This is a genomic window from Cupriavidus yeoncheonensis (genome assembly GCF_905397275.1).
Classification (GTDB): Bacteria; Pseudomonadota; Gammaproteobacteria; order Burkholderiales; family Burkholderiaceae; genus Cupriavidus; species Cupriavidus yeoncheonensis.
The window spans coordinates 293,728-320,150 of record NZ_CAJPUY010000003.1 but is presented as its reverse complement, the minus strand read 5'-3'; the positions used below and the strand labels follow the sequence as shown (position 1 = coordinate 320,150).

The following is a 26,423-nucleotide window of genomic DNA, read 5'->3' as shown; positions in this document are numbered from 1 at the left end:
CCGTCTCCTCCGGCGCGCTCGCCATGGCGGCGCGCCTGTTCTGATGCGGTCTGCAGGAAGAGCCAGGCTACTGCGCGGCCTTGCGCCGCCGGGCGGGTGGCGGTTCGGGCTGGGCCATGAAGCGGTTCACCGCGCCGGAGGCCAGGGCATTGTCCTCCAGCCGGCTGGCCACCTGCACGCAGACCGTGCGGCACAACTCCACCACGCTTTCGTCCGCAATGGCGTAGTACACGAGGTTCGCCTCCTTGCGGCGCGACAGCACGCCCGAGCGGTACATCGCGTTGAGATGCCGCGACACATTGGTCTGTGACGAACCCACCGTCTCCACCACCGTGTTCACCGGCTTCTCGCCATCGCACAGGGCGTGCAGGATCTTCAGCCGCGTAGGCTCCGCCAGCAGGCTGAAATACCCCGACACCTTCTCGAACACGCGATCCAGCTCTTCCATGCCGTCCAATATATTCGTATATGCGTGATTGCGCATATAGTGTTTACCCATTGATGCAGAACAGCAGGATTGTGCCGCCAGTCGCACGGCGGCACCAGAACCGTCGCGTGATCAGCGGCGCGCGAAGCGCCGGCCCACCCACAGCCGGCCACCGAAGACATTGAGCAGCAGGCCCGCCATGACCACGGCGGCGCCGAGCCACTGGGCCACCGACAGGTCTTCGCCGAGCAGCCCGTGCGCGGCCACCAGCCCCACCACTGGCACCAGCAGCGTAAGCGGCGCCACCTGGCTGGCCGGGTAGCGGGTCAGCAACCGGCCCCACATGGTGTAGCCGAACACGGTCGCGGCAAAGGCCAGGTACAGCACGGCGAACACTGCCGCGCCGGAGACATGGGTGAGGCTTGCCGCGATGCGCGTCGGCCCTTCGAACCACAGCGACAGCAGCGCGAACGGCACAATCGGGATCAGCGCCGCCCAGACCACCAGCCCCAGCAGGTCGACCGGGCCGATCTTCTTGCTGACGATATTGCCGCTCGCCCAGCAGGCCGCCGCGCACAGCGTCAGCAGGAACCCGGCGACGCTCATGCCCCCCGGGGCCGTACCCGTTGCAGCGCCCGTGCCGATCAGCACGAGTCCGCATGCGGCCACCAGCATCCCGGCCAGGTTGTGCCAGCGCACCGGCTCGCCGAGCCACAGCGCGGCGATGCCCACCGTGAAGAAGACCTGCGACTGCAGCACGAGCGACGCCAGCCCGGCCGGCATGCCGACTGCCATGGCATAGAACAGGAAGGCGAACTGCCCGAGGCTGATGGTCGCGCCATAGGCCAGCAACATGCGCAGCGGCACGCGCGGGCGCGGGACGAAGAAGATGGCCGGGAACGCCACCAGGCAGAAGCGCAGCGCGCCCAGCAGCATCGGCGGAACCCCCGCCAGCCCAACCTTGATGACAACGAAGTTGATGCCCCAGACGCAGACGATGGCCAGGGCGAGGAGGCGGTCTTTGGGTTGCATGGGGACGGCGCGTGGCTGCGCGGGGGGCAGATCGGAAAGCTACAGCGTAGCAGCGCTGCGGGCCGGGGCATTGCACGTTCCTGCGGTTTATGCGGAGCCGACTAGCTCAGCATGTCAGCCCAGATGCCCTTGGCCCACGCCAGGGCGAAATCCCCTTCCGGCACGTTCGGCGCAGCCGACAGCCCGCCCGAGCCAGGCACCGTGACCATGGTCTTCTGCGCTGCATCGTAGCGATGCACACTCGCCACGTGCACCGCCTCGCGGTCCGACGTAAAGCTGTAGCAAGTGTTGTTGTATAGCGGCTCGGCGTCGGGCGTGTCGCCCGAGAGCAGCGCAACGATGGCCGCCGCCGCGACCTTGCCGTGCTGGTTGGCCATATGCCCGGACTTGGGCATCAGCGGCGCGATCTGGATGGCGTCGCCGAGCACATGGATATTCGGCACCGCAAGCGATTCGAAGGTCAGGAAATCCACCTCGCACCAGCGGCCATTGGCGGTGGCCAGCCCGGCCGACACGGCAATTGCGCCGGCACGCTGCGGTGGCAGCACGTTGAGCACGTCGGCCCGTTCGTCATCCTGCACGTCGAACTTGAGCGTGCGACTGGCGGCGTCGACATCGACGGCGTTGTACTGCGGCCGGTACTCCACCATGCCCTGGTACTGCGTGCCCCAGACCTGCCGGAACAGCGCCGCCTTCGAGGTGATGTCCGGATTGGCATCGAGGATCAGCACCTTGCTGCGCGGCTTGTGGCGGCTGAAATAGTGCGCCACCTGGCAGGCCCGCTCGTAGGGGCCGGGCGGGCAGCGGTAAGGCGCGAGCGGGATGCTGATCGCAAAGGTGCCGCCGTCCGGCATGGCTTCGAGCTGGCGGCGCAGCGCCAGCGTCTGCGGGCCCGCTTTCCAGGCGTGCAGGATCTGGTCGCCGCCGCGCTGCTGCAGCCCGGGCAGTGCGTCGCTGATCATGTCGACGCCGGGCGACAGCACCAGGCGGTCATAGGGCAGCATCGCGCCGCCGGCCAGGCGGACCGTGCGCCGGGCGGCGTCGATGGCCACGGCGCTGTCGCGCGCGAGCTTCACGCCGTGGCGGCGCACCAGCGCGTCGTAGGACACGGTGATGTCCTCCATGCGCCGGCTGCCGCCGATCACAAGGTTGGACAGCGGACAAGAGACGAAGGCCGCATTGGGCTCCACCAGCGTGACGTCGATCGTCTGGCCGCTCCATTCGCGCAGGTAGCGCGCCGCGGTCGCGCCGCCGTAGCCGCCGCCGACCACGACCACCTTCGCCGGAGCGGTCGCGTGCGCGCCCAGCGTACCCAGTGCAGCGGCGCCGGCCGCCGCCTTCAGAAAGTTGCGTCGTTGCATGGTGCCCCCCCGTATCCCTTACCCCTTACCTGACGGCGGCAAACCACGCCGCGATCGCAGTGATCTGATCGTCGCTGTAGCCCCTGGCAATCTGATGCATGACGGTCGCCGGGCGCTTGCCGGCCTTGAATGCCTGCATTTGGGAAACGAGTTCGGACTGGGAGCGGCCGGCCAGCGCGGGAATGGGGCTGCCCGCGGGCGGGCGGCCCTGCGGGCCGTGGCAGTTGGTGCAGGCCGCGGCATGGTTGCGGGCGCGCTGCGCCGATGCGTCCGTGTCGGCCGCGGAGGCGGTGCCGCACGCGATCGGCAAGGCCAGCGCGGCCAGCGCCGCGGGCAGGGGGATCCTTGTCATGGTCTCGCTCCGGGGTCCGCCCGGCGGGCGGCGCGTGGCTACCGTATCACATTGCGCGCGGGCGGGCGGAACGAAATCCGCATGACGTCAGGCAGCCGTTGCTGCCTGACCGGGTCCGGATGCTGCTCAGGGCAGGCTGCGGCCCGGAGGCAGGGCCACCGGGGAAGCCACCGGCGACGTCACCGGCGTCGCAACAGCGCCATTGGCGGCCGACGAGTCGGCCGGCGCATTGACCGGACCACCGACGCCCGGCACCGATTGCACGGGCGCCGGCGTACCGACGGTGCCGTCCGGCTGCGGATTCTGCGAGGTGGAGGCCTGATCCAGGCGCGCGCGCTCGGCTTCGCTCACGTAGTCGAAGGCCTTGACCACCTTGGTGACGCCGCTGGTGTTGCGGGCGACTTCCGTGGCGCGGTCACCCTCGGCCGTGGTGACGATGCCCAGCAGGTAGACCACGCTCTTGTCGGTGGTGACCTTGATGGAGTTGGACGGCACGCCCTCGGCCGTCATCAGCTGGGTCTTGACCTTGCTGGTCAGGTAGGTGTCCTGGCTCTGCGTCATGAATGACGGCGACGACACGATCTCGAGTTCGTTGACCACCACGCGCGCGTTCTGCAGGCCGCGCACATACTGGTCGACCTGCTGCTTCACGCTGTCGTTCGCGGCTTCGCCGGTCAACAGCACCTTGCGGTTGAACACGGTGACGCTCACGCGCGCCTGGCCGTTATAGCGCGAGCTCAGCGTGCTGTCGGCCTCCATCTGCAGGCCGCGGTCGACGGTCTGCGTGGCGGTCGGGCGACGGTCGGTGGCAACCGCCACGCCACTGGCCACGGCGCCGGCCATGACCGGGAAGCAGCCGGCGAGCTGGGTGGTGCCGACGGCGAGCACGGCTGCGGTGAGCGCGATGCGGGTCAGTCGGGAGGCTTGGAAAGGCAGTTTCGTCATGCTGTCCTTGCTGTAGCTTGGGGTAGGTGGATCAGGCTTCGCCGAGCAATGCCTCGTCGATGCCATCGCACAGGCAATGCAGGGTGAGCAGGTGGACTTCCTGGACGCGCGCTGTTCGCTCGCTCGGCACGCACAGGTGAATATCGAATTCGTCGAGCATGGCGCCGATCTTGCCGCCGCCCTTGCCGGTCAGCGCGATCACGCTCATGTCGCGCTGGCGCGCGGCTTCGATCGCGGCGATCACATTGCCGGAATTGCCCGACGTGGACAGCGCCAGAAGGATGTCGCCGGGCTGGCCCAGCGCCTCGACCTGCTTGGAGAACACCATGCTGAAGTCGTAGTCATTGCCGATGGCGGTGAGGATCGAGCTGTCGGTGGTCAGCGCGATCGCCGCCAGGCCGGGCCGCTCGCGTTCGAAGCGGCCGACCAGTTCGGCGGCGAAATGCTGGGCGTCGGCGGCCGAACCGCCGTTGCCGCAGGCAAGGATCTTGTTGCCGCTGGTCAGTGCGCCGACCATGCGTTCCACGGCGGCGTCGATATGCGGCGCCATCACGGCCGCGGCCTGGCGCTTGGTGTCGGCGCTGTCCAGGAATTGCTGCTGAATGCTTTCGATGCTCATCGCTCGATGGGGGCCTTGTTGTTGCTGTGGCGGCACGTGCCGCGCAATATCGCGCATTATGAACCAGCGCGGCCCCTTGGCTGCGGTCGGCCGCGGTCGGCCGCGATCAGCCGCGGTCAGTAAAGGTCGCCCGCGGTATCCAGGTCGAAGGCGTGCGGCAGCCATTCGAGCCGGCCCGGCGCCAGGGCCACCACGTCGAACCGGCACGGCGGCAGCTGCGCCAGCGTAGCCAGGTAGTGCAGCGCCGCCACCACCACGCGCCGTTGCTTGGCCGGCGTCACGCTGGCCGCCGCGCCGCCAAACGCGGCCGCACTGCGCTGGCGCACCTCGACAAACACCAGCGTGCCGTCCGGCGTGCGCATGACCAGGTCGATCTCGCCGCCTTTGCAGCGATAATTGCGCACCACGGGCTGCAAGCCGTGCCGCTGCAGGTGGGCAAGCGCGCGGTCCTCGGCCAGCGCGCCGCGTGCCTGCGTCGTGCTTTTGAATGATCGAATCAACGGAAGTTCTCATGAGTGACTGGATCTCGCTGGCGGCCGGCCAGTCGTACCCGGCCGGCACGCTGTACATCGTGGCGACCCCGATCGGCAATGTGGCGGACCTGTCGCTGCGCGCGCTGCATGTGCTGGGCCTGGCCGATGCCATTGCTTGCGAAGACACGCGCAATACCGGTCAGCTGCTGTCGCGCGTGGGCCTGCAGCGGCCGCTGGTGGCCGTCCACGAACACAACGAGCGCGAGGCCGCCGGCCGCATCGTGCAGCGGCTGGCAGCCGGCGAGCGCATTGCCTATGTGTCGGACGCCGGCACGCCGGGTATTTCGGATCCGGGCGCACGGCTGGTCGAGGCGGCGCGCGCCGCGGGCCTGCCCGTGGTGCCGCTGCCCGGCCCCAGTGCCGCCGTGGCGGCGCTGTCGGTCGCCGGCGAGATGCTCGATACCGGCGCGGGCCGTTTTACCTTTGTCGGCTTCCTGCCCAGCAAGGCCAAGGCACGCGCCGAGGCCATCGCCACGCTGGCCGCGCTCGACCACGCCTGGGTCCTGTATGAAGCGCCACACCGCATTGCCGAAACGCTCGCCGCGCTGGCAGCCGGGCTGCCAGCCGCGCGCCGGCTGCTGATCGGGCGTGAGCTGACCAAGCTGTTCGAGGAGACCCCGGTGATGACCGTGGCCGAGGCGCCCGCATGGCTGGCGGCGGAGGCCACGCGGGCCAAGGGAGAATTCGTTCTGGTCGTGGAAGGTGCAGCGGGGACCGCCCATATTGGCGCGCCCGACGCCGAAGCGCAGCGCGTCCTGGCGTTGCTGCTGGCGGAGTTGCCCGCCAAGCGTGCGGCCAAGCTGGCCGCCGCGATCACCGGCGCGGATACGGATGCGCTCTACAAGCTGGCGCTGGCGCAGCGCGGCGGGGACTGAGGGAAAGCGGGGAAAGGCGGAGGGGAGAAGCGGGGCGCGCGGCGGCATGCTCGGCCCGCGCCGTCTCAGTGGCGCTTGCGCTTGGCCGTCGACCGGCCCTTCGCGGACGCCTTGCCTGAGGCCAGTTCGGGCACCGCGACATCGTCATCGCCGGCGCCGTCGCCGGCTTCATTGCCGCCAGCGTCGAATTGCGGACCCAGCGCGGCAACTTCGGTGCGCGAGAGGCGGCGGATTTCCACCTGCGTGGCGCCGTGGTCGACAAAGCCCAGCCGGCGCGCGGCGCCATAGGAAACGTCGAGCACGCGGTTGCCGTGGTACGGGCCGCGGTCATTGATGCGCAGCACGGCCACCTTGTTGTTGCGCAGGTTGCGCACCAGCACCCAGCTATCAAGCGGCAGCGACGGATGGGCCGCGGTCATCGCGCGCATGTCGAAGCGCTCGCCATTGGCGGTCTTGCGGCCATGGAAGCCCTTGCCATACCAGGACGCCATGCCGCGCTGCTCGAACGTGCCCACGTCGGCGCGCAAGCCATCCAGCGAACGGCCGCTCAGGCTGCTGTCGTCCTGGTCGAGACCAAAGAGGTTCCAGCTGCCGCCGGTGTCGGGCTTGTCGGCCCTGGCGGTTTTCGGCGTGCGGGCAGATTTGGTCGGCACCGCGCCGGAGGTCCCCGCGCTCGACGAATCGCCTCCCTCGGGCGGCGTTGCACAGGCGGCCAGCACCACGGCGCATGCCGTGCATGTGCCCAGTTTTGCCAGCCGCTGCCAGCCGGAGGAGATCGGCAGAATCCAGTTCATCGCGGGAGTCTATCACCGTACAGTTACGGCTATACCCTTGATTTTGTTACGAAATATGTGCGTTCTCGCACCAATGGCCCGTCAATTCCCCGGAATCCACCGCCTGGCAAGGGTTTCCGGCCGACGGCCAAAGTTGTAATGCGAGTTACTCAATCAGCACATTCCCTGCGTTGAGCGAGCCTTGAGGTCGGCCGGCGCTACAATGCCCGCACAACCCGCCGCAAGCGGCCGAGCCCGTCGCGGCCTACGAAAAAACACTCATGAAAGTCCTGCTGATCCCCGTCACGCCCTTCCAGCAAAACTGTTCGCTGCTGATCGATGAGCACACCGGCAAGGCAGCCGTCTGCGACCCCGGCGGCGACCTGGATCGCATTCTGGAGGCAGTGAAGGAACAGGGCGTGACGCTGGAAAAGATCTTCCTGACGCATGGCCACGTGGACCACTGCGCCGGTGCGGCCGCGCTGTCGCGCCAGCTCGGCATCCCGATCGAGGGCCCGCAGGAGGACGAGCGCTTCTGGATCGAGCAGCTTCCGGAGCAGACCCGCCGCTTCGGCTTTGGCCAGGCCGAGGTGTTCGAGCCCGACCGCTGGCTGCAGGACGGCGATACGGTCCAGTTCGGCGGCGAGACGCTGGAGGTCTACCACTGCCCCGGGCACACGCCCGGACACGTGGTGTTCTTTTCGCGCGCGAACCGGCTTGCGGTGGTGGGCGACGTGCTGTTCGCCGGCTCGATCGGCCGCACGGATTTCCCGCGCGGCAACCATGCCGACCTGATCCGCTCGATCCGCACGCAGTTGTGGCCGCTGGGCGAGGACGTGACCTTCATCCCCGGCCACGGCCCGGTGTCGACGTTCGGCGAGGAACGCCGCAACAACCCGTACGTCGCCGATCACCTCATGGACGTGGCCTGAGCGGCAGGCCGTTCCCGCAAGTGCCATGGCCAAACGACAAGCCCCCGATACCCGCCCGGAAATCTACGTCAGTACGGACATCGAGGCCGACGGGCCGATTCCGGGCCCGCATTCGATGCTGTCGTTCGCCTCGGCCGCCATGCTGGCCGACAAGACCGTGGTGGGCACGTTCTCGGCAAACCTCGAAACCTTGCCGGGCGCGGTTGGCCACCCGGTCCAGATGCAATGGTGGGAGACCCAGCCAGAGGCCTGGACCGCCTGCCGCCGCGACCTGCAGCGGCCCGAGGAAGCCTTGGCGCGCTACGTCGAATGGGTCGAGAGCCTGCCCGGCAAGCCGGTCTTCGTGGCCTTCCCGGCTGGCTTCGATTTCACGTGGATGTTCTGGTACATGATGCGCTTCGTCGGCCGTTCCCCGTTCGGCTGGGCTGCGCTCGACGTCAAGACGCTGGGCTTCGCGCTGACCGGGCTGCCGTACCGCAAGACCGTCAAGCCGGCCTTGCCCGACGCCTGGAAAGACCCGTTGCCCCATACCCACGTGGCGCTGGACGACGCGCTCGAGCAAGGCGCCTTGTTCTGCAACATGCTCGCGGAAGTCCGTGCGCGCGAGGCCAGACTGGCTCCTGGCGAGGTGTCAGATGTAAGCGAACCTTCACCTCCGCCACAGGCACCCTAGGTCACGGGCCGCGGCGCATGTGCACGGGCTGGCATCTGCGCCCAGCCCGCCTATAGTAAAGATGCAGGTGGCGGCACCGGGTGAAACCAGACGACTTGCGATTCGCGGACCATGCGCAATCACGCCATCTGTCTGCGTCATCCCGTCGCCCGGCCTGCGCGGCGCCCGTCGAGGAGGTGTTGATCATGCGTTTTCCAACCGACCTGCACTTCAGGGAACTGGCCGGCCGGATACATTGGCCGCATGCCGCGCGCAATGACACGCAAATCACGCACCGCCACACCTTGGACGATGATGCCGAAATCGCCAAGGCAACCCTGTACGTGAGCACGGTCACGCTGGTTGTGCTGCTCGTGGTGCTGGCGGCAATCGCTTTCGGTCAGGAAGCCATGCACTGGTTGGGTGTTCATTGAGACGACTCGCCTGAAGCGATTCGGCTTGACTGACCGGGCCGGCCTTCACGTTCGTGGAGGCCGGTTTTATTTCGGGGCGAGGGCGCCTGTCCTGACAGGCTCCTCAAACCCTCAAACCTTCAGGCCAGCAACGAAACCACGTTTTCCGGCGGCCTCCCGATAACCGCCCGCCGGTTCCGTACCACCACGGGCCGCTGCAGCAGAACAGGATTGTCCGCCACCGCAGCCAGCAACTCCGCGTCGGTCAAACCCGGATCCGCCAGATCCAATTCCGCATACGGCGCTTCGTTGTCGCGCATCATCTCGCGCGCGGACACGCCCAGCATGGTCTGGAGCTGGCGCAGCGTCGCCAGCGACGGCGGCGCCTTCAGGTACTCCACGATCTCCACCGGTTCGCCGAGGCGTTCGGCGGCGGCCTCGACCATGGCCAGCGTTTCGCGCGATTTCGAGCAGCGAGGGTTGTGATAGATCGTGATCATGGCAGGTGTCCTTCTGGTCGAATAATCACGCACTATATACGTGCACCAGCGCAGTGCAAGTTCGCCTGTGTGCCTCGGCATGCATTGTGCTGTTTCCGTGCACATTTACTCTCGCGCGGATCGCGGCTGCACCCTCCATCATGACGAATTCACCCATGCCGGCCGCCGCCGGCCGGATGCATAAACCTTTCACCCTGCGCGACGCCGGACCGGCCGACGTGCCGGCCATCCAGGCTATCTACGCCCATCACGTGGTGCATGGCCGGGCCTCGTTCGAGGAAACGCCGCCGAACGCCGATGACATGCAACTGCGCATGGCCGAAGTCCGGCGCAAGGGCCTGCCCTACCTGGTGGCGGAGCGCGACGGCGAGGTGCTCGGGTACGCCTACGCGTCGCCGTACCGCGCGCGCAGCGCCTACCGCTTCGCCATCGAGGACTCCATCTACATCGACCACCGCTGTGTCGGCGAGGGCCTGGGACGGACGCTGCTGGAAGCACTGATCGCCCGCTGCGAGACCGGGCCGTGGCGGCAGATGGTGGCCGTCGTCGCCTGCACGGCCAGCGGCGAAGGCGCCGGATCACTGGCCGTGCACGAGCGGCTGGGGTTCCGCACGGTCGGCCGGCTCGAAGCCGTCGGCTTCAAACATGGGCAGTGGATCGATACGGTATTGATGCAGCGCGAGCTTGGGGCTGGGCGCGGCAGTCTGCCGGAGTGAGCGGATTGGAGCGGACCCAAGATCCGACCGAGTCTTCGGGGAACGACAGCTGCAACGCGTCACGGAGGCATCCGACACCAATTTGGTGCATCGCGATCTGCTGGCGGCTGTACCTGCTGCTGCGACGAGCCCGGACTCATCGACTGCATGAATGACATGATCGGGAAAATGCCAGGCATTATTCGTTGTGTGATGCTGTCGGTCCGTGACATGCGATGGCCGGGGGCAGAAACAAAAACAGCCCGCATCGCTGCGGGCTGCTTTCAACTTGATGCGGTTCAGGCTTACTTCATCAGGTCCGACAGCGCCAGCGCCACCACCTTGGTCGCGCGGTTCAGGTCGTTCAGGCGCAGGTTCTCGTCCGAGTTATGGCCGCGCGCTTCCATCAGCGTGCGCGGGCCGGCACCGTACAGCACCGTCGGGATGCCGCGCTTGGTGTAATGGCGCGCGTCGGTGTAGAGCGGCACGCCCTGCACCGGGATGTCCACGCCGAACACGGACTCGGCACGGCCCTTCAGGGCGCCGATCAGCTTTTCCACGCCCGGCAGTTCCGACAGCGGCTCGGCCAGGATGATGCGCTCGACCTTCACCTCGATGCCCGGACGGTCCTTGGCGGCCTTTTCCACCACGGCGCGGAGTTCGCCCTCGGCGTCGAAGCCGATTTCCTCGGGGATCATGCGGCGGTCGACGCGGAAGGTCACCAGGTCCGGCACCACGTTGGTGTTGATGCCGCCCTTGATCAGGCCCACGTTCAGCGTGGCGGTGTCGATGCCCGGCACCTTCGACTTGCGCGTGGCCAGCTCGGCACGCAGGCCGTAGATGGCCTGCAGGATGTGCGTGGCGGCCTCGATCGCGTCCACGCCGGTGTGCGGCATGGCGGCGTGGCCTTGCTTGCCCTTGACCGTCACTTCGACGTGCAGGCAGCCGTTGTGCGACGACGTGATGCCGTACGAGAAACCGGCCGAGATCGCGTAGTCGGCCTTGCTCAGGTCGTTGTCGAGCAGGAACTTGGGACCGATGTCGCCGCCGGTTTCCTCGTCGTAGGTGAACTGCAGCTCGACCGCGCCGTTGATCTTCGCGCCTTGCTTCTCGGCTTCCATCAGCGCCAGCACGGCGTAGGTGTAGGTGGCGAAGTCCGACTTGGACACGGCCACGCCGCGGCCGTACATGACCGGGCCGTGCTCGCTGTCCGCAATCTCACCGCCGTACGGGTCCTTGGTCCAGCCCAGGCCCGGAGGCACCACGTCGCCGTGGGCGTTCATGGCGATGACCGGGCCGCCCGTGCCGAACTGCTTGCGCACGATCAGGTTGGTGGCGCTGATCATGCCGGCGGCCTTCACCTGCTCGTCAGGCACCTTGTGGGCTTCGACGGTGAAGCCCAGGCCTTCGAGCAGTTCCCTGGCGCGCTTGCCATGGGCGTCGCAGTCGCCCGGCGGGTTGTCGGAGGGCACCTTGACCAGCTCGGCCAGGAAGGCTTCCTGCTGCGGGCGGTGCTGGTCGATGAACGTCGTCAGCGTGGTTTCGGTCGGGTTCATATTGTCTCGTGCGGTCATGTCTTGTTCTCAGGGATTGTGCTGTAGCTTCAGGAAGCGCTCCAGGCGCGCGCAGCTTATTGCTGCCGCCGGAATTGCTCGACGAAATCGCTGAACACGCGCGCGGACAGCTCGGCATCTTCGGCGGTCATGATTTCGGTGGGGTGGTGGCTGATGCCGCCGTTGCCGCAGCGCACAAACAGCATCGCGACATCGGCAATCGCGGCAATGGCCATGGAGTCATGGCCGGCGCCGGAGGGAAGGTGGCGCACCGGCACGCCCTGGCGGGCGATGGCGGCGGCCCATTGCTCCTGCAGCCACGGGGCGCAGGGAACACTCTTGGCTTCGTGCGTCTTGCGCACCTGCGCACGCACGTTGCGGCGTGCGCACACGCGTTCGATCTCGGCCAGCACGTCATTGACGGCGGCCTCGCGCTCCGCGTCGTCGCCGCAGCGGATGTCGATGGAGAATACCGCGCGGCCCGGCACCACGTTGGTCGCGCCATTGGGAACGTTGAACTGGCCAACCGTGCCGACCAGGCCCGGCTTGCCGCCGCAGCGCTTCTCGATGTACAGGCCGATCTCGGCGCCGGCCATGGCCGCGTCGCGGCGCATGTCCATCGGCACCGTGCCGGCGTGGCCGGCCAGGCCTTCGAGTTCGATGATGAAGCGGCTCGCGCCCGAGATGGCGGTCACCACGCCGACCGGCAGGCCTTCGTTGAGCAGCACCGGTCCCTGTTCGATATGGACTTCGATGAAGGCCAGCACTTTCTTCGGGTCATGCGCGGCGGCGGGCAGGCCGGCCGGGTCGAAGCCGGCCGCGGCCATCACGTCGCGCATGGTCTTGCCGCTGTCGTCGACGTTGTCCAGCACGTTGTTGTCAAAGGTGCCGGCAATGGCGCGGCTGCCCAGCAGCGTGGCCTTGAAGCGCACGCCCTCCTCCTCCGCGAACCCCACCACCTCGACGGCGAACGGGAAGCGCTTGCCCTGGCGGTGCCATTCGGCCACGCAGGCGATCGGCAGGATCACGCCGAGGTTGCCGTCATAGCGGCCGCCGTCGCGCACGGTGTCGAAGTGCGAACCCGTCAGCAGCGCCGGGGCTCCCGGCGCGGTCCCTTCATAGCGGCCGATCACGTTGCCGGCCGCATCGCGGCGCACCGTCATGCCGGCGGCCTGCATCCACTCGGTCAGCTGCGCGGCGGCGCCGTGGTGGGCTTCAGTCAGGTAGGTGCGGGTGAGCATGCCAGGCTGCTCGGTGTGGACGGCCAGGGCGTCGTGCCAGGCCATGATGCGCGTGCCGATGTCTGCGGCCGGCGACAGGTTTGCTGCCATGCGTTTGTCTCCTGCTTGAAGGACTTGAAGCGGCGGCACGCGGGCTGGCGGGGGCGCCAGTCGGGGCGCTGCCTAGTTAAAGGCGCCCCGGGCCGAAGCTCTATTCTGTGCGATTCATGGTAGCACAGTGAATTCAAAAATTGCATACAAAAATGATATGCACTATATTCGCTCCAACGTTCAGACAATCCGCTGCGGACAATCCGGTCCGAACAACGGATTGCGTGGAATCCGCCCCAACAGGGGGGCATTCCGCGAGGGTGATGCGTCCGGAACTCGACGGTGCGTCCTGAACGGCAGGCCGGCAGCCCAGGTGAATGCAGTACGGGCAGCAAGGCATTCCTGGAATCAGATAACGGGCGGGCCAGCGAACGGCGCAGGCCACGACCCGGTACGGAGACAACCATGCAGCACGCAGTCCAGTCGCGCCCCGCCCCTGGTGGCCGCCTCCACACCCGCTTTACCCGCTCGCTGTTCGGCCAGGTGCTGATCGCCCTTGTGATCGGCACGGCGCTCGGCATGCTGTTCCCCGAATTCGCCGCCAAGCTCAAGCCGCTGGGCGACGCCTTCATCAAGCTGGTCAAGATGCTGATCGGCCCCATCGTGTTCTGCGTGGTCGTGGCCGGCATCTGCGGCGCGGGCGAACTCAAGAAGGTCGGCCGCGTGGGCATCAAGGCGGTGCTCTATTTCGAGATCGTCACCACCATTGCGCTGGGACTGGGCATCCTGCTGGCCTATGTGTTCCATCCGGGCACCGGCATGAACGTGGATCCGCGCTCGCTCGATGCTTCCGCCATTGCCGGCTACATCGAGAACGCCACCAAGGTGAAGAGCGAGGGCACGGCCGACTTCCTGCTCAAGCTGATCCCGAACACGATCATGGGCGCCTTCTCCAGCGGCGACGTGCTGCAGGTGCTGCTGGTTTCGGTGCTGTTCGGTTGTGCGCTGTCGCTGGTCGGTGAAAAGGCCAAGCCGCTGGTGAGCCTGATCGACACCTTCTCGCACACGCTGTTCAAGATGATGGGATTCATCATCAAGCTCGCGCCGCTGGGCGTGCTGGGCGCGGTCGCGTTCACGGTGGGCAAGTACGGCATCGGCTCGCTCAAGCAGCTCGGCTTCCTCGTGGTGCTCTTCTACGGCGCCGTGATCGTCTTCGTGCTCGTGGTGCTGGGCACCATCATGCGGCTGTGCGGCTTCTCCGTGATCAAGCTGATCCGCTACCTGCGCGCCGAGCTGCTGGTGGTGCTGGGCACCGCTTCGTCCGACAGCGTGCTGCCGCAGGTGATGAAGAAGCTCGAGTTCATGGGCATCAAGAAGTCCGTGGTCGGGCTGGTGATCCCGACCGGCTATTCGTTCAACCTCGACGCGTTCTCGATCTACCTGACGCTGGCCGCCGTGTTCATCGCGCAGGCCACCAATACGCCGCTGGCCATGGGCGACCTGCTCGGCATCCTGGCGGTGGCGCTGATCACCTCCAAGGGCGCGCACGGCATCCCCGGCTCGGCCATCGTGATCCTGGCGGCGACGCTGTCGGCGCATCCGGCCATCCCGGCTATCGGCCTGGTGCTGGTGCTTTCCGTCGACTGGTTCATCGGCATTGCCCGTGCCCTGGGCAACCTGATCGGCAACTGCGTGGCCACCGTGGTGGTGGCGGCCTGGGAGAAGGATATCGACCGCGGCCGCGCGCACGACGTGCTCAACGGCGTGGTGCCGGCCACCGAGCTGGACGAGGGCCTGCCGATGGCCGACGCGGCCGATGCCGTGGTGCCCGTGCCGTCACCGGCGGCGGGGCGCTAGAATCTCGGCATTTCCTCCAATGCGCATGCCCTGCGCCCATGCAAGCCATGCCCGAGCATATCGATCCTGACATGACCGCCGAAGCGATCGCCGAAGACATCGTCGCGGCGATCGTCTCGCACCGGCTGCCCCCGGGCACCAAGCTGCGGGAGGAAGCCCTGGCCAGCGTCTACCGCGTGAGCCGCACCAAGGTGCGCGCGGCGCTGCTGATGCTGTCCAAGGACAAGGTCATTCAGATCGTGCCGGACAAGGGCGCCTTCGTCGCCAAGCCGAGCGCCGAAGAGGCGCGCGAGGTGTTCGCGGTGCGTCGCATCCTGGAAGCGGCGCTCGCGCGCGAGTTCGTCGCCAAGGCGCGGCCGGCCGACTACAAGCGCATCGACAAGCACCTGGCCTCCGAGCGCAAGTCGGTCGAAGGCGTCGACGCCCAGACCCGCACCCGCCTGCTCGGCGATTTCCACATCGTGCTGGCCGAAGTGGTCGGCAACAGCGTGCTGACCGAGATGATGCGCGAGCTGTCGACGCGCAGCGCGGTGATCACCATGCTGTACCAGTCGCGGCGCGACGCGGTCTGCTCGTCCGACGAGCATCGCGAGTTCATCGAGGCCGCCCGCGCGGGCGACGTGGAGCGCGCCGTGGCGCTGATGGTCGACCACCTGAGCCACGTCGAGGCCGCCCTGCACTTCGAGGAAAGCCCGCCCGCGGCGCGCGGCAAGGACCTGGTTGCGGCGCTGCTCGCCTGAGTGGTTGACGACGGTCAAAGCGTTTCCGTGTGCGGCGATGCAATATTGACCCCGCTCGTGAAGACGCGGGGGCGCACTTCACGGGCACTGCGCCTTCCTGAAATATCTTTGATACATCCGGCAGGCCGCCCGCACACCGCAACGGTGTGCGGGCTTTTTCTTTTTGGAAGCCTGTCTTTGCCGGTTGCCGCGCCGCCGTGTGGCGCCACATAATTTCCGCTGCTGCGGCGCGGCATCGCGCGTGGCGTGCATGAACCGAATCCGTCTTCGGGTTAGCATGTCGCAGGCCGAGCCAGCCAAAACTACAGACAGGAGACACCCATGCACGTTTGCGCCCACGCTGAGCCCTGCCGCAATACCTGGCCGACCACGCGCGCATTGCGCTGAACCTGGCCCTGCTTCCCCTGCTCCCCCCTGCTCCCTTTACGTGAACCGCCGGCATGCCGCTCGCACGCCGGTGCCTGTCTCGCTCACCCATTCAACAGAGGGAATCCCATGTCCAGTGCATTCCGTCCTGACGCGCTCGCCGGCAAGACTGTCTTCGTGGCCGGCGGCTCGTCCGGCATCAACCTCGGCATCGCCCAGAGCTTTGCCCGTGCCGGCGCCAGGCTCGCGCTGATCAGCCGCGACCCGGAGCGCGTTGCGGCCGCCGCGGCCACGATCACCGGGGCCGGCGGCACCGCCATCGGCATGGCCGCCGACGTGCGTGACTACGCCGCCGTGGAAGCCGCGCTGAAACAGGCGCGCGACACGCTCGGCCCGATCGACATCGTCATATCGGGGGCGGCCGGCAACTTCCTGGCGCCGGTGGTCGGCATGTCGGCCAACGGCTTCAAGACCGTGGTCGACATCGACCTGATCGGCACGTTCAATGTGTTCCGCGCGTCGTTCGACTACCTGAACAAGCCTGGCGCCTCGCTCATCGCCATCACCGCGCCGCAGGGCGTGAACGCGATGATGTTCCAGGCCCACGCGTGCGCGGCCAAGGCCGGCATCAACATGCTGGTGAAATGCCTGGCGATGGAATGGGGCCCTGCCGGCGTGCGCGTGAACGGCATCTCTCCCGGCCCGATCGCGGATACGGAAGGCATGGCGCGCCTGGCGCCCACGCCCGAGATGGAGGCGCGCTACAAGGGCCGCCTGCCGCTGCGCGACTACGGCAGCAAGCAGGACATTGCCGATGCCGCGCTGTACCTGAGCTGCGACAACGCGCGCTACGTCACCGGCACCATTCTCGATTGCGACGGCGGCAGCAAGCTCGGCGACGCCTCGGCCGATGCCCTGAAGACCCACTGAAGACCAACGATCACCCGAAGGAAAACAGTCCGATGACCTCCCCCGTGCTCTACCACGCCAGCGAAGGCGTGGCCACCATCACCCTGAACCGTCCTGAAGTCCTGAACGCGCTCAACGCCGACCTGCTGCGCGAGCTGCGCGCCGCCGTCGACCGCGCCGCCGACGACGCGTCGGTGCGCGCGGTCGTGCTGACCGGTGCCGGCCGCGGTTTTTCGTCGGGCGCGGACCTGGCCGCGCGCCAGAATGCCGGCGGCGAGATGGCCGATTCCGGCGCGCTGCTGCGCGAACGCTATCACCCCCTGATCCTCAAGCTGCGCGAGATGCCCAAGCCCGTGATCAGCGCCGTGAACGGCGTTGCCGCCGGTGCCGGCATGAGCATCGCGCTGGCCGCCGACGTGGTGCTGGCGGCGAAGTCGGCCTCGTTCCTGCAGGCGTTCTCGAAGATCGGCCTGGTGCCCGATGCCGGCAGCACATACTTTGTGCCGCGCTACGCGGGCGAGATGCGCGCGCGTGCGCTGGCCATCCTGGCCGAGAAGATCGATGCGGAAGAAGCCCAGCGCATCGGCCTGGTGTGGAAGGTCCACGCCGACGATGCGCTGCAGGCCGAGGCCGGCAAGATGGCGCACCACCTCGCCAGCATGCCGACCTTCGCCTATGGCCTGATCAAGCAGGCGCTCAACGCCAGCTCTGGCAACGACCTGGCGGCGCAGCTCGAGCTGGAGGCGTCGCAGCAGTCGCTGGCCTGCCGCAGCGAGGACTTCCGCGAAGGCGTGGCCGCGTTCGTGGGCAAGCGGCCGCCGCAGTTCAAGGGCCGCTGATCGCCCTCGTTGCCCGGTCAAACGCCGTACGCAGCACCCCCGCAGCACCCCCGGGACGGCCATCCCGGGGCATCACGAGAACAACACAAGGAGACGCATCATGCTGGGCCTCATGCAAGACCGTCCGTTGTTGATTTCATCGCTGATCGAGTACGCGGCGGCGTACCACCCGCAACAGGAGATCATCTCGCGCACCGTGGAAGGCGGCACGGTGCGCAGCAACTATGACCAGGTGCATCGCCGCGCCAGGCAGCTGGCCAACGCGCTCGCCAAGCTGGGCCTGAGCGAAGGCGACCGCATCGGCACGCTGGCGTGGAACACGCACCGGCACCTGGAGATGTATTTCGGCGTGTCGGGCTCGGGCGCCGTGCTGCATACGGTCAACCCGCGGCTCTTCCCCGAGCAGATCGAATACATCGTCAACCACGCCGAAGACAGCGTGCTGTGCTTCGACAGCTGCTTCGCGCCGCTGGTCGCCAGGCTCGCACCGCAGCTCGGGACGATCAGGCACTACGTGGCCATGACCGATCCCGAGCACATGGCAGCGCTGGCCGGGATGGGCATTCCCAACCTGCTCTGCTATGAAGACCTGCTCGCCGGCAGCAGCGAAGACTACGAGTGGCCCCAGTTCGACGAGCGCACCGCGTCCTCGCTGTGCTACACGTCCGGCACCACGGGCAACCCCAAGGGCGTGCTGTACTCGCACCGCTCCACCGTGCTGCACAGCCTCAAGGCGAGCGGCTCCGACACCTTCGGCGTCAGCCCCGCCAGCAGCATCCTGATGATCGTGCCGCTGTTCCACGCCAACGCCTGGGGCCTGCCCTACGCGTGCGCGATGAACGGCGCGAAGATGGTGCTGCCGGCGCAGCACCTCGACGGCGAAAGCGTGTACCGGCTGCTGCGCGACGAGCGCGTGAACTACTCCACCGCCGTGCCCACGGTATGGCTGATGCTGTTCCAGTACCTCGACGCACACCCCGAGATCGATCCGCGCGAGCTGGTGTTGCGCGTGGCTGGCGTGGGCGGATCGGCCGCGCCGGCGGCCATGATCGAGCGCTTCGAAAAGCAGTTTGGCGCGGCGCTGGTGCAGGGCTGGGGCATGACCGAGACCAGCCCGATCGGCGTGATCAACACGCTGTTGCCGCAGCATGCCGGCCTGAGCGAGGCCGAGCAGCTCAGGATCAAGCTGAAGCAGGGCCGCGCGCTGTGGGGCGTCGAGCTGCGCATCGAGGACGACGAAGGCCGCGCGCTGCCGCACGACGGCAAGGCCTTCGGCCGCCTCAAGGTGCGCGGTCCGTGGATCGCCTCGGGCTATTTCAAGGCCGAGCATGACGCGCTCGACAACGACGGCTGGTTCGATACCGGCGACGTGGCCAATATCGACCCCGAAGGCTATGTGCAGCTGGTCGACCGCGCCAAGGACGTGATCAAGTCCGGCGGCGAGTGGATCTCGTCGATCGACCTGGAGAACGCCACCATGAGCCATCCGGCGGTGGCGGAGGCGGCCGTCATCGGCGTGCCCCATCCCAAGTGGCAGGAGCGGCCGCTGCTGATCGTGGTGAAACGGCCCGGCCAGGAAGTCAGGCCAGCCGAGCTGCTTGCCTTCCTGGCGGGCAAGGTCGCGCGCTGGTGGGTGCCCGACGACGTGGTGTTCGTCGATGCACTGCCGCATACGGCGACCGGCAAGCTGCTCAAGCTGAAGCTGCGCGAGGCCTACCGCAACTATGTGCTGCCGACCGTGAAAGACGAGCGCACAGCGTAAGACCTGCTGCCCGCGCCGTCGCGGTGCGGGCAGCCAATCCCGACACTGAACCAAGCCAGAAGGAGCCGAGCATGAGCGCCAGCAGCACCGACCGCATCATTGTGACCATCGAGGACGGCGTCGCCGACGTGCGCCTCAACCGCGCCGACAAGATGAACGCGCTCGATCCCGCCATGTTCGACGCGCTGATCGCCACCGGCGAACGGCTGCGCGAGACGCCGGACCTGCGCGCGGTGGTGCTGTCGGGCGAAGGCCGCGCGTTTTGCGCTGGCCTGGACATGGAAAGCATGGCCGGCATGCTCGGCAACGGCGCGGGTGGCGAGGGTGGCGACCCCGGCATCCGCCCGGGCCGTCTGGCCGCGCGCGTGCATGGCATCTCCAACCGACCGCAATACGCGTGCATGGTGTGGCGCGAGTTGCCGGTGCCCGTGTTCGCTGCGGTGCATGGCGTGGCGTTCGGCGGCGGCCTGCAGGTGGCGCTGGGCGCGGACGTGCGCTTCGTCACGGCCGACACCAGGCTTTCGATCATGGAGATCAAGTGGGGCCTGGTGCCCGATATGGCAGGCATGGTGCTGACGCGCGGGCTGGTGCGCCCGGACGTGCTGCGCGAACTGGTCTACACGGGCCGTGTGGTCAGCGGCACGGAAGCGTGCGAGCTGGGCCTGGCCACGCGCGTGGTGGACGATCCGCGCGCCGCCGCGCTGGAAGCGGCACGCCAGGTCGCGCACAGGAACCCGCACGCCATCCGCGCCGCCAAGCGGCTGATGGAAGTGGTCGAGGGCGGCGATAACGCGGCCATCCTGATGGCCGAGTCGGTGGAGCAGGACAGGCTGGTCGGCTCGCCAAACCAGCGCGAAGCGGTGCGGGCAAACCTGGAGAAGCGGGCGCCGCGATTCGAAGCGGCGCGCGACTGAGCGGCGCGTTCCGCTTCACCGCTGCCGTGCTCCCCTCTCCTGCAAGCGAGAGAGGGAGGCACCGCCGGGTCACGGGTGTCAATGGTCATGAACGTGACGATCGCCACCAGACCGCGTAGATCACCACGTTGAGCAGCAGCACGAACGTCCCCAACCAGAGCTGAATCCCGGTCGTCAGCCCCGCCGGATAAATCACCGGCAACAGATATCGCTCGACAAACCCGCCACCATATCCCGCCTCGCCCGCCGCGCGACGCAAGGCATTCTCCAGCGGCGTGAGCGGACAGATTCGCCCCGACCACTCCACGAACACGCCCCACGCTGCCGCCGGCAGGTGTACCCACGCCACGCGGGGCCATCGGAACATCAGCAGCGCGCCACCCGCCACGAACGCGATGAACAGGAAGTGGATCACGACCACCAGGTCCGCCAGCCAACCCGCCGTCGCCCCTCCCCGCATCTCGGTCAGCCGCTGCGCCCGGTCCAGTAGCCCGGTTGCGCGAACTGTGTCTTCAGGTGCTCGATGAAGAAGCGGATCTTGGCCGGCACCGGACGCTGCTGCGGGTACACGGCCAGGATGTCGTAGTCCGGCAATGCGTACTCGTCGAGCACCGTGACCAGCTCGCCGCTTTCCAGTTGCGGCAGGATCTCCCACGTGGAGCGCCAGCCCAGGCCCAGGTGCTCGCCGGTCCAGCGGTGCAGCAGCTCGCCGTCGTTGCAGTCGAGGTTGCCGTTGACGCGCACCGTCACGGTCTTGCCGTTCTGCTGGAAGTACCAGCCGCGCTGCTGGCCGCCCTGCAGGTTGAAGGCCAGGCAGTTGTGGTGCTGCAGGTCGTCGAGCGTGAGCGGCACGCCGTGCTTCGCAAAGTAGGCGGGCGTGCCGCATACCACGCGCTTGTTCGTGGCCAGCCTGATCGCCACGAAGTTCGGGTCGATGGCGCCGCCGATGCGGATGCCCACGTCATACCCTTCGCGCACCAGGTCCACCACGCGGTCGGTCAGGTTGAAGGAAATCTGCACTTCCGGGTTCGCCGCCAGGAAGCCCGGCGCGTGCGGCGCCACGTGCTTGCGCCCGAACGCGGCCGGGGCCGACACGATCAGGTGGCCAGTGGCCTTGTGCTTGCCTTCGGCGATCAGCATCTCGGCGCGGTCCAGGTCGGCCAGTGCCTTCTTGCACTGCTCCATGAACACGGCGCCCTGCTCCGTCACCACGATGCGCCGCGTCGAGCGGTGCAGCAGCTTGACGCCGATGCGCGCCTCCAGCGCGTTGATGCGGCGCCCGATCATCACCGGCGTGACGTCCTGGGTCAGCGCGGCGGCGGCCATGCTGCCGTGTTCGACTACGGCGATAAAGGCTTCTATCTGTTTGAGTTTGTCCATAGGGTGTTGCGTCTCCTGGCCGCCATTGTGCGGCATCGGCGCGGCGCTGGCACCTTGCCGGCACTTATGAAGCGGATCGGGACTTGCGCATGGTGGCCAGCGGCTCGCCCATCTGGCGGGCACAATGACGCACCTCGCGCACGAATTCCGCGCAGACATGGGTCATCAGGTCCACCGAGCGGTAGACCAGGAACACGCGGAAATCGGGCAGTTCGTCCTGGATCGGCAGCGGCACGAGCGCGTCGCGTACCAGTTGCAGCGGGCCGCCGGTGCCGAAGAAGACGAAATCCGACCACATGCTGACGAGGTCCGTCTTGGTCGCCAGCTGCAGGCCGAGCAGGTTCGATGCGCTCTGCACCACGCGCCGCGGCATTTCCAGCCGGTGCAGGCGCATCAGGCTGGCCAGCGGGCTGCCGGCGTCGTCCACCGGATCGAGCACCAGCCAATCGGCATCGAGCAGCGGCCGCAGGCGCCGCGCGCGCCGCAGCGGGTGGCCGGTGCGCACGGCCAGCTTCATGCCGACCGAGAACAGCGGCTCCCACTGGAACGACGCCGATCCCGGTCCGCTGTTGGTGGAGATCAGCCCCAGGTCCAGTCGCCCTTCGCGCAGCCCTTCCTGGATCTGCTGCGGACGCAGTTCGAAGCCGCGCAGCGCGACATTCGGGAAGCGCTGGCGGAACGCCGCCATGGCGTCCGGCAGCGGCCCGCTCGAAGCCACCGCGGTAAAGCCGATATTGAGCTCGGCCTCGGCATGGCCGCGGATCGACTCGATGTCTTCCAGCGCATGCCGCAGCTCCTGTTCCACCACGCTCGCCCGCTTCACCAGCGCCACGCCATAGGCCGTCAGGCTCACGCCGCGCACCGAGCGCGACATCAGCGTGACGCCCAGTTCGCGTTCGAGCTCCGCGATCGCCTTGGACAGCGCCGGCTGCGAGATATGCAGCGCGCGCGCCGCCTCATGGATGCTGCCGTGCTCGGCCACGGCCAGCAGGATGCGCAGTTGTTGCAGCTTCATCGGTCCCCTGTTTCGTGATGCCGTGCGCCCGCATGCAGTGCAGCACGCCCCGTCAGCGGGCTTGCGCGATCCATGCGCGGCGCACGCCGCTTTCCCGCCATCCCGCGCCGGCACTGGGTTTCGCCCCGGCATCGGTAGTTGTCCCGATATCCGCGGGCAACCGGTTATGACGGTGATTCGATTTGGTTATCAATATGAAAATATATGATTTTTTGTCCCGCCGCGTTTGCCTGAATACTTCATCGCAGCCAACGCGGATCCCGATGACCCGGCACGGACAAGACCGGCTCCCGCGTGCGCCCCCACCCACCAGTTCGTGGAGACCGCATGAACGACGCCACCCTCGCCGCCGGCACCGGCACGCTCGCCACGCCGGCGCGCCCGCAAAGCCAGTTCCGCCTGATTGCCGCCTGCTCGCTCGGCAATGCGCTGGAGATGTTCGACTTCACCGTCTACAGCTTCTTCTCGCTGCTGATCGGCAAACTGTTCTTCCCGTCCGACAACCCATACGGTTCGCTGCTGCTGGCCGTGGCCACCTTCGGCATCGGCTTCGTGATGCGACCGCTTGGCGGCGTCGTGATCGGCAGCTACGCCGACCGTCGGGGCCGCAAGAACGCCATGACGCTGACCATCGCTCTGATGGTGGCGGGCACGCTGTGCATCGCGCTGGCGCCGCCGTATGCGTCGGCGGGCGTGTTCGGTTCGCTGATGATCCTGGCCGGCCGCTTGTTGCAGGGCTTTTCGCTGGGCGGCGAGATCGGTGCGTCGACCGCCATGCTGATGGAATCCGGCGGCGTGCGCGGTCGCGGCTGGCGCGTGAGCTGGCAGCTCGGCAGCCAGGGCATCTCGGCGCTGCTGGGCGCGCTGACCGGCGCAGCCCTATACACGCTGCTGCCGACCGAATCGCTGGAAAGCTGGGGCTGGCGCCTGCCGTTCCTGGTCGGCCTGCTGATCGCGCCGGTGGGCCTCTACATCCGCGCCAACCTCGATGAAACGCACCAGGCTGACGCCCACGCGCCGAGCCCGCTCGGCGAGCTGTTCCGCCACCACTGGGCCACCGTGGTGAAGGGCATCCTGGCCACCACGGCCGGCACCGCGACCATGTACCTGGTGGTGTTCTTCATGCCGACCTACATGATCCGCGTGCTGAAGATGCCGCCGTCGCTGTCGTTCCTGTCGGGCTGCGTGACCGGGATCACGCTGACAGTGGTATCGCTGATTGCGGGGCGCCTGGCCGACCGCCTGACCAAGCGCAAGCCGCTGGTGGTGGCATCGCTGGTGTTCAGCATGCTGGCTGTCTACCCGGCCTTCTGGCTGATCAACGCCTACCCGAGCGTGCCGCTGGTGCTGTGCCTGTCGGCGCTGCTGACCGCGGGCATCAACCTGGGCACCACGCCGATGTTCCTGATGATGCTGGAGATGCTGCCCGCCAGCGTGCGCGCCAGCGGCCTGTCGGTGATCTACAGCGTGGGCGTGACCGTATTCGGCGGCTCGTCGCAGTTCATCGTCACGTGCCTGCTCTCGCGCACCGGCAATCCGCTGTCGCCGGCCTGGTACATGCTGGTCTGCAGCGTCATCACGCTGATCGCCGTGCTGAGCATCCGCGAACGCCGCGCACACTGATTCCCACCATTCTCCCGGAGACCCGATCCATGACCCGCGCACCCACACTCAAGCCCTTCCAATACCTGCCGCACCTGCTGCCGAACATCGAGATCGACGCCGAGACCTTCGTCGGCATCCGCCGCCAGATCCATGCGCAACCCGAACTCGGCTTCGAGGTCGGCGCGACCAGCAGGCTCGTGGCCACACTGCTCGCCGCATGGGGCTACGAAGTCCACACCGGCATCGGCAGGAGTGGCGTGGTGGGGCAGCTCAAGCGCGGCAGCGGCAAGCGCCGCCTGGGTATCCGCGCCGACATGGACGCGCTACCGGTCGTCGAGGCCACCGGCCTGCCCTACGCCAGCAAGCTGCACGGCAAGATGCATGCTTGCGGCCACGACGGCCATACCGCGATCCTGCTGGCCGCGGCCAAGGCGCTGGCCGACCACCCCGATTTCGACGGCACGCTGAACCTGATCTTCCAGCCCGACGAGGAGAACCTGTGCGGCGCCCGCGCGATGATCGAGGACGGGCTGTTTGAACGATTCCCGTGCGACGCGGTGTTCGCGCTGCACAACATGCCGGGCGTACCCGCCGGCACCTTCCGCGTGCTGCCGGGCCCGGTCAGTCTGTCGTCCGATGTGGCCGACGTCACGATCAAGGGCGTGGGCGGCCACGGCGCCATGCCGCACCGCGCGCGCGACCCCATCGCCGCATCGGCGGCCATTGTCACCGCGCTGCAGACCGTGGTGGCGCGCAATGTCGCGCCCGATGACACCGCCGTGGTGTCGGTCGGCTTCATCCGTGGGGGCGCCACGCACAACGTCATTCCCGAGTCCGTGACGATCGGCCTGAACGTGCGCGCGGCACGTGCGGAGACGCGTGCGCTGGTGGAGCAGCGCATCCGCGAGATCGTGTCGCTGACGGCACAGGCGCATGGCGTGGAAGCACAGATCGACTACCGTCAGCTCACGCCGCCGATGGTCAATACCGAAGCGGAAACGCAGCTCGCGCAGCGGGTATGCGCGGAACTGGTCGGTGCGGAAAACGTGGTCACGCAGGCGCCCAAGGGGCTCAATGGCAGCGAGGATTTTGCGTGGATGCTCAATGCGGTGCCGGGGTGCTATCTGATTCTCGGCAACGGCGAAGGCGAGTTCGGGGGATGCATGGTGCATAACCCGGGCTATGACTTCAACGATGCCGTGTTGCCGCTCGGCGCCGCGGCCTGGGTGCGGCTGGCGCAGACCTACCTGGTGGCGGACTGAACGCGCCCCCCTCCTACTGCGCGGCGGCCGGCTGGCTGGAAGGAGCCGGCTGCGCGCGCCGCGCACCAACCTGCGCACCCACCTGCGCACCAACCCGCGCATTGATCTCCGCCGCCTCCCCCAGCACATGCGACAGCCGCCGCAGCGGCCGGCTGCATTGGACATGCACATAGAGGCAGAACGCCCCGCCGACGACCACCATCACGGCGTAAAGCCATAGCAAAGTCCCCTTCATCCCGGCCTGATGCGGCAGCGGATGCAACCCGCTCACGAGCACCAGCGCCGCGGGCGCCAGTGCAAGCAGCAGGCCGACGGTACGCGCCATCCCTTCCCACAACCGGATCTGCAAGGCCACCCGCCGTTGCCGCGCCTGCAGCTGCAGCGGAGGAATCCGCCCCAGCCGGCGCAGCAGCGCGTTCTCGATGGCGCTGTCCAGATCCATCTGGCCGGCCTGCCAGCGCAGCGGGTTGCGCACGATTGCCAGCACGCGCGGCAGGCGCATCAGTCCCGCCCCCGCATAGCACGCGGCGCACAGCACCAGCAGCGCCTCGGCCAGCCGGACCGACCATGGTGCCAGCGGATGCTTCAGCACCAGCCGCCAGACCGCCAGCCCGGTGGCCGCGAGCAGGGTTGCCACCAGCGTGACCACGAAGCCCAGCCACAGACCCCGGCCAAGCCGCTGCGCCCAGGGCGTCACCCCCGCCGCACTGACGGATGCCGGCACGGGCGCGGGCGCCGGCGCGGCGGCCAGGGCTTCGAGCAGTTCGTAGGTGGACGGTAGCCGGGAGTACATGGCGCTCGGGAAGGTGGTGGTTTGGAGTCGGCGCGGCGGGGCCGATCC

At 67.7% G+C, this 26,423-nt stretch carries 28 protein-coding genes; 13 read left to right on the top strand and 15 right to left on the bottom strand.

Translation table 11 applies throughout. From position 1 onward, the window contains the following. Window positions 1–67 precede the first annotated feature (67 nt). The 7 genes from KHO22_RS05870 to KHO22_RS05840 all read right to left on the bottom strand — a co-directional run bounded on the left by KHO22_RS05870 (window position 68) and on the right by KHO22_RS05840 (window position 5,236). Window positions 68–484: an ArsR/SmtB family transcription factor gene (locus KHO22_RS05870; protein WP_211946162.1), complete on the bottom strand. Its 417-nt coding sequence runs from the start codon at window positions 482–484 to the stop codon at window positions 68–70. A 75-nt stretch (window positions 485–559) separates the two neighbouring features. Beyond that, window positions 560–1,459, bottom strand: coding sequence for an EamA family transporter (locus KHO22_RS05865; RefSeq protein ID WP_211946161.1), 900 nt, complete (start codon window positions 1,457–1,459; stop codon window positions 560–562). 101 nt (window positions 1,460–1,560) lie between these two features. Next, window positions 1,561–2,820, bottom strand: coding sequence for an NAD(P)/FAD-dependent oxidoreductase (locus KHO22_RS05860; protein ID WP_211946160.1), 1,260 nt, complete (start codon window positions 2,818–2,820; stop codon window positions 1,561–1,563). Between the two features lie 25 nt (window positions 2,821–2,845). Then, on the bottom strand, window positions 2,846–3,172 hold the full coding sequence (locus KHO22_RS05855; RefSeq protein ID WP_211946159.1) for a c-type cytochrome: 327 nt from the start codon (window positions 3,170–3,172) through the stop codon (window positions 2,846–2,848). A 126-nt stretch (window positions 3,173–3,298) separates the two neighbouring features. Further along, window positions 3,299–4,117 (bottom strand): BON domain-containing protein, encoded by an 819-nt coding sequence (locus KHO22_RS05850; RefSeq protein ID WP_211946158.1) that lies wholly within the window; start codon window positions 4,115–4,117, stop codon window positions 3,299–3,301. Between the two features lie 31 nt (window positions 4,118–4,148). Continuing rightward, window positions 4,149–4,736 (bottom strand): phosphoheptose isomerase, encoded by a 588-nt coding sequence (locus tag KHO22_RS05845; RefSeq protein ID WP_211946157.1) that lies wholly within the window; start codon window positions 4,734–4,736, stop codon window positions 4,149–4,151. A 116-nt stretch (window positions 4,737–4,852) separates the two neighbouring features. Next, window positions 4,853–5,236, bottom strand: a complete 384-nt coding sequence (locus KHO22_RS05840; RefSeq protein WP_211946156.1) for a YraN family protein — start codon at window positions 5,234–5,236, stop codon at window positions 4,853–4,855. Between the two features lie 11 nt (window positions 5,237–5,247). On the opposite strand from KHO22_RS05840, the gene rsmI reads away from it, so the two are divergent. Beyond that, window positions 5,248–6,144 carry a 16S rRNA (cytidine(1402)-2'-O)-methyltransferase gene (gene rsmI, locus KHO22_RS05835; protein ID WP_211946155.1) on the top strand — a complete coding sequence of 299 codons (897 nt, stop codon included), beginning with the start codon at window positions 5,248–5,250 and terminating at the stop codon, window positions 6,142–6,144. Between the two features lie 65 nt (window positions 6,145–6,209). On the opposite strand, the gene KHO22_RS05830 is transcribed toward rsmI, so the two are convergent. Further along, entirely contained in the window at window positions 6,210–6,938 is a 729-nt protein-coding gene (locus tag KHO22_RS05830) for a septal ring lytic transglycosylase RlpA family protein (protein WP_211946154.1), read from the bottom strand. Window positions 6,939–7,198: 260 nt separating this feature from the next. Here KHO22_RS05830 and KHO22_RS05825 point away from each other — a divergent pair, with 260 nt between their 5' ends. From KHO22_RS05825 to KHO22_RS05815, 3 genes are all read left to right on the top strand, one after another. Further along, window positions 7,199–7,849 (top strand): MBL fold metallo-hydrolase, encoded by a 651-nt coding sequence (locus KHO22_RS05825; protein WP_211946153.1) that lies wholly within the window; start codon window positions 7,199–7,201, stop codon window positions 7,847–7,849. Between the two features lie 25 nt (window positions 7,850–7,874). Continuing rightward, on the top strand, window positions 7,875–8,522 hold the full coding sequence (locus KHO22_RS05820) for a 3'-5' exonuclease family protein (protein WP_211946152.1): 648 nt from the start codon (window positions 7,875–7,877) through the stop codon (window positions 8,520–8,522). 185 nt (window positions 8,523–8,707) lie between these two features. Continuing rightward, the gene (locus KHO22_RS05815; RefSeq protein WP_211946236.1) at window positions 8,708–8,935 is read left to right on the top strand and encodes a hypothetical protein; all 228 of its coding nucleotides are present in this window, start codon (window positions 8,708–8,710) and stop codon (window positions 8,933–8,935) included. Between the two features lie 119 nt (window positions 8,936–9,054). Here the strand turns inward: KHO22_RS05815 and arsC are convergent, their stop codons facing one another. Further along, entirely contained in the window at window positions 9,055–9,414 is a 360-nt protein-coding gene (gene arsC, locus KHO22_RS05810; RefSeq protein ID WP_211946151.1) for an arsenate reductase (glutaredoxin), read from the bottom strand. A 140-nt stretch (window positions 9,415–9,554) separates the two neighbouring features. Between arsC and KHO22_RS05805 the strand changes: the two genes are divergently transcribed. Beyond that, window positions 9,555–10,130, top strand: coding sequence for a GNAT family N-acetyltransferase (locus tag KHO22_RS05805; protein WP_211946150.1), 576 nt, complete (start codon window positions 9,555–9,557; stop codon window positions 10,128–10,130). A 284-nt stretch (window positions 10,131–10,414) separates the two neighbouring features. Here the strand turns inward: KHO22_RS05805 and KHO22_RS05800 are convergent, their stop codons facing one another. Both KHO22_RS05800 and KHO22_RS05795 read right to left on the bottom strand, forming a co-directional pair. Continuing rightward, on the bottom strand, window positions 10,415–11,683 hold the full coding sequence (locus tag KHO22_RS05800) for a M20/M25/M40 family metallo-hydrolase (protein ID WP_211946149.1): 1,269 nt from the start codon (window positions 11,681–11,683) through the stop codon (window positions 10,415–10,417). Between the two features lie 56 nt (window positions 11,684–11,739). Further along, a complete protein-coding gene (locus tag KHO22_RS05795) occupies window positions 11,740–12,993 on the bottom strand; it encodes an allantoate amidohydrolase (protein ID WP_211946148.1) in 1,254 nt (417 codons plus the stop codon). A gap of 405 nt (window positions 12,994–13,398) precedes the next feature. On the opposite strand from KHO22_RS05795, the gene KHO22_RS05790 reads away from it, so the two are divergent. The 6 genes from KHO22_RS05790 to KHO22_RS05765 all read left to right on the top strand — a co-directional run bounded on the left by KHO22_RS05790 (window position 13,399) and on the right by KHO22_RS05765 (window position 20,320). Further along, window positions 13,399–14,790 (top strand): C4-dicarboxylate transporter DctA, encoded by a 1,392-nt coding sequence (locus KHO22_RS05790; protein ID WP_211946147.1) that lies wholly within the window; start codon window positions 13,399–13,401, stop codon window positions 14,788–14,790. 47 nt (window positions 14,791–14,837) lie between these two features. Continuing rightward, window positions 14,838–15,530 carry a GntR family transcriptional regulator gene (locus tag KHO22_RS05785; protein ID WP_211946235.1) on the top strand — a complete coding sequence of 231 codons (693 nt, stop codon included), beginning with the start codon at window positions 14,838–14,840 and terminating at the stop codon, window positions 15,528–15,530. Window positions 15,531–16,025: 495 nt separating this feature from the next. Beyond that, the gene (locus KHO22_RS05780) at window positions 16,026–16,826 is read left to right on the top strand and encodes an SDR family oxidoreductase (protein WP_211946146.1); all 801 of its coding nucleotides are present in this window, start codon (window positions 16,026–16,028) and stop codon (window positions 16,824–16,826) included. 32 nt (window positions 16,827–16,858) lie between these two features. After that, window positions 16,859–17,644 (top strand): enoyl-CoA hydratase-related protein, encoded by a 786-nt coding sequence (locus tag KHO22_RS05775; RefSeq protein WP_211946145.1) that lies wholly within the window; start codon window positions 16,859–16,861, stop codon window positions 17,642–17,644. A gap of 100 nt (window positions 17,645–17,744) precedes the next feature. Then, window positions 17,745–19,406: a long-chain-fatty-acid--CoA ligase gene (locus KHO22_RS05770; protein ID WP_211946144.1), complete on the top strand. Its 1,662-nt coding sequence runs from the start codon at window positions 17,745–17,747 to the stop codon at window positions 19,404–19,406. Window positions 19,407–19,477: 71 nt separating this feature from the next. Continuing rightward, window positions 19,478–20,320, top strand: coding sequence for a crotonase/enoyl-CoA hydratase family protein (locus tag KHO22_RS05765; RefSeq protein ID WP_211946143.1), 843 nt, complete (start codon window positions 19,478–19,480; stop codon window positions 20,318–20,320). Window positions 20,321–20,405: 85 nt separating this feature from the next. On the opposite strand, the gene KHO22_RS05760 is transcribed toward KHO22_RS05765, so the two are convergent. From KHO22_RS05760 to KHO22_RS05750, 3 genes are all read right to left on the bottom strand, one after another. Then, on the bottom strand, window positions 20,406–20,780 hold the full coding sequence (locus KHO22_RS05760) for a DUF2784 domain-containing protein (protein ID WP_211946142.1): 375 nt from the start codon (window positions 20,778–20,780) through the stop codon (window positions 20,406–20,408). A 5-nt stretch (window positions 20,781–20,785) separates the two neighbouring features. Beyond that, complete coding sequence (locus KHO22_RS05755; protein WP_211946141.1) at window positions 20,786–21,700, bottom strand: LysR family transcriptional regulator; 915 nt, start codon at window positions 21,698–21,700, stop codon at window positions 20,786–20,788. Window positions 21,701–21,764: 64 nt separating this feature from the next. Beyond that, window positions 21,765–22,715, bottom strand: a complete 951-nt coding sequence (locus KHO22_RS05750; protein ID WP_211946140.1) for a LysR family transcriptional regulator — start codon at window positions 22,713–22,715, stop codon at window positions 21,765–21,767. Between the two features lie 327 nt (window positions 22,716–23,042). On the opposite strand from KHO22_RS05750, the gene KHO22_RS05745 reads away from it, so the two are divergent. After that, on the top strand, window positions 23,043–24,338 hold the full coding sequence (locus tag KHO22_RS05745; protein WP_211946139.1) for an MFS transporter: 1,296 nt from the start codon (window positions 23,043–23,045) through the stop codon (window positions 24,336–24,338). Window positions 24,339–24,367: 29 nt separating this feature from the next. After that, window positions 24,368–25,582 carry a M20 aminoacylase family protein gene (locus KHO22_RS05740; RefSeq protein WP_211946138.1) on the top strand — a complete coding sequence of 405 codons (1,215 nt, stop codon included), beginning with the start codon at window positions 24,368–24,370 and terminating at the stop codon, window positions 25,580–25,582. A gap of 13 nt (window positions 25,583–25,595) precedes the next feature. Here the strand turns inward: KHO22_RS05740 and KHO22_RS05735 are convergent, their stop codons facing one another. Then, the gene (locus tag KHO22_RS05735) at window positions 25,596–26,375 is read right to left on the bottom strand and encodes a hypothetical protein (RefSeq protein ID WP_230426747.1); all 780 of its coding nucleotides are present in this window, start codon (window positions 26,373–26,375) and stop codon (window positions 25,596–25,598) included. Window positions 26,376–26,423 lie beyond the last annotated feature (48 nt).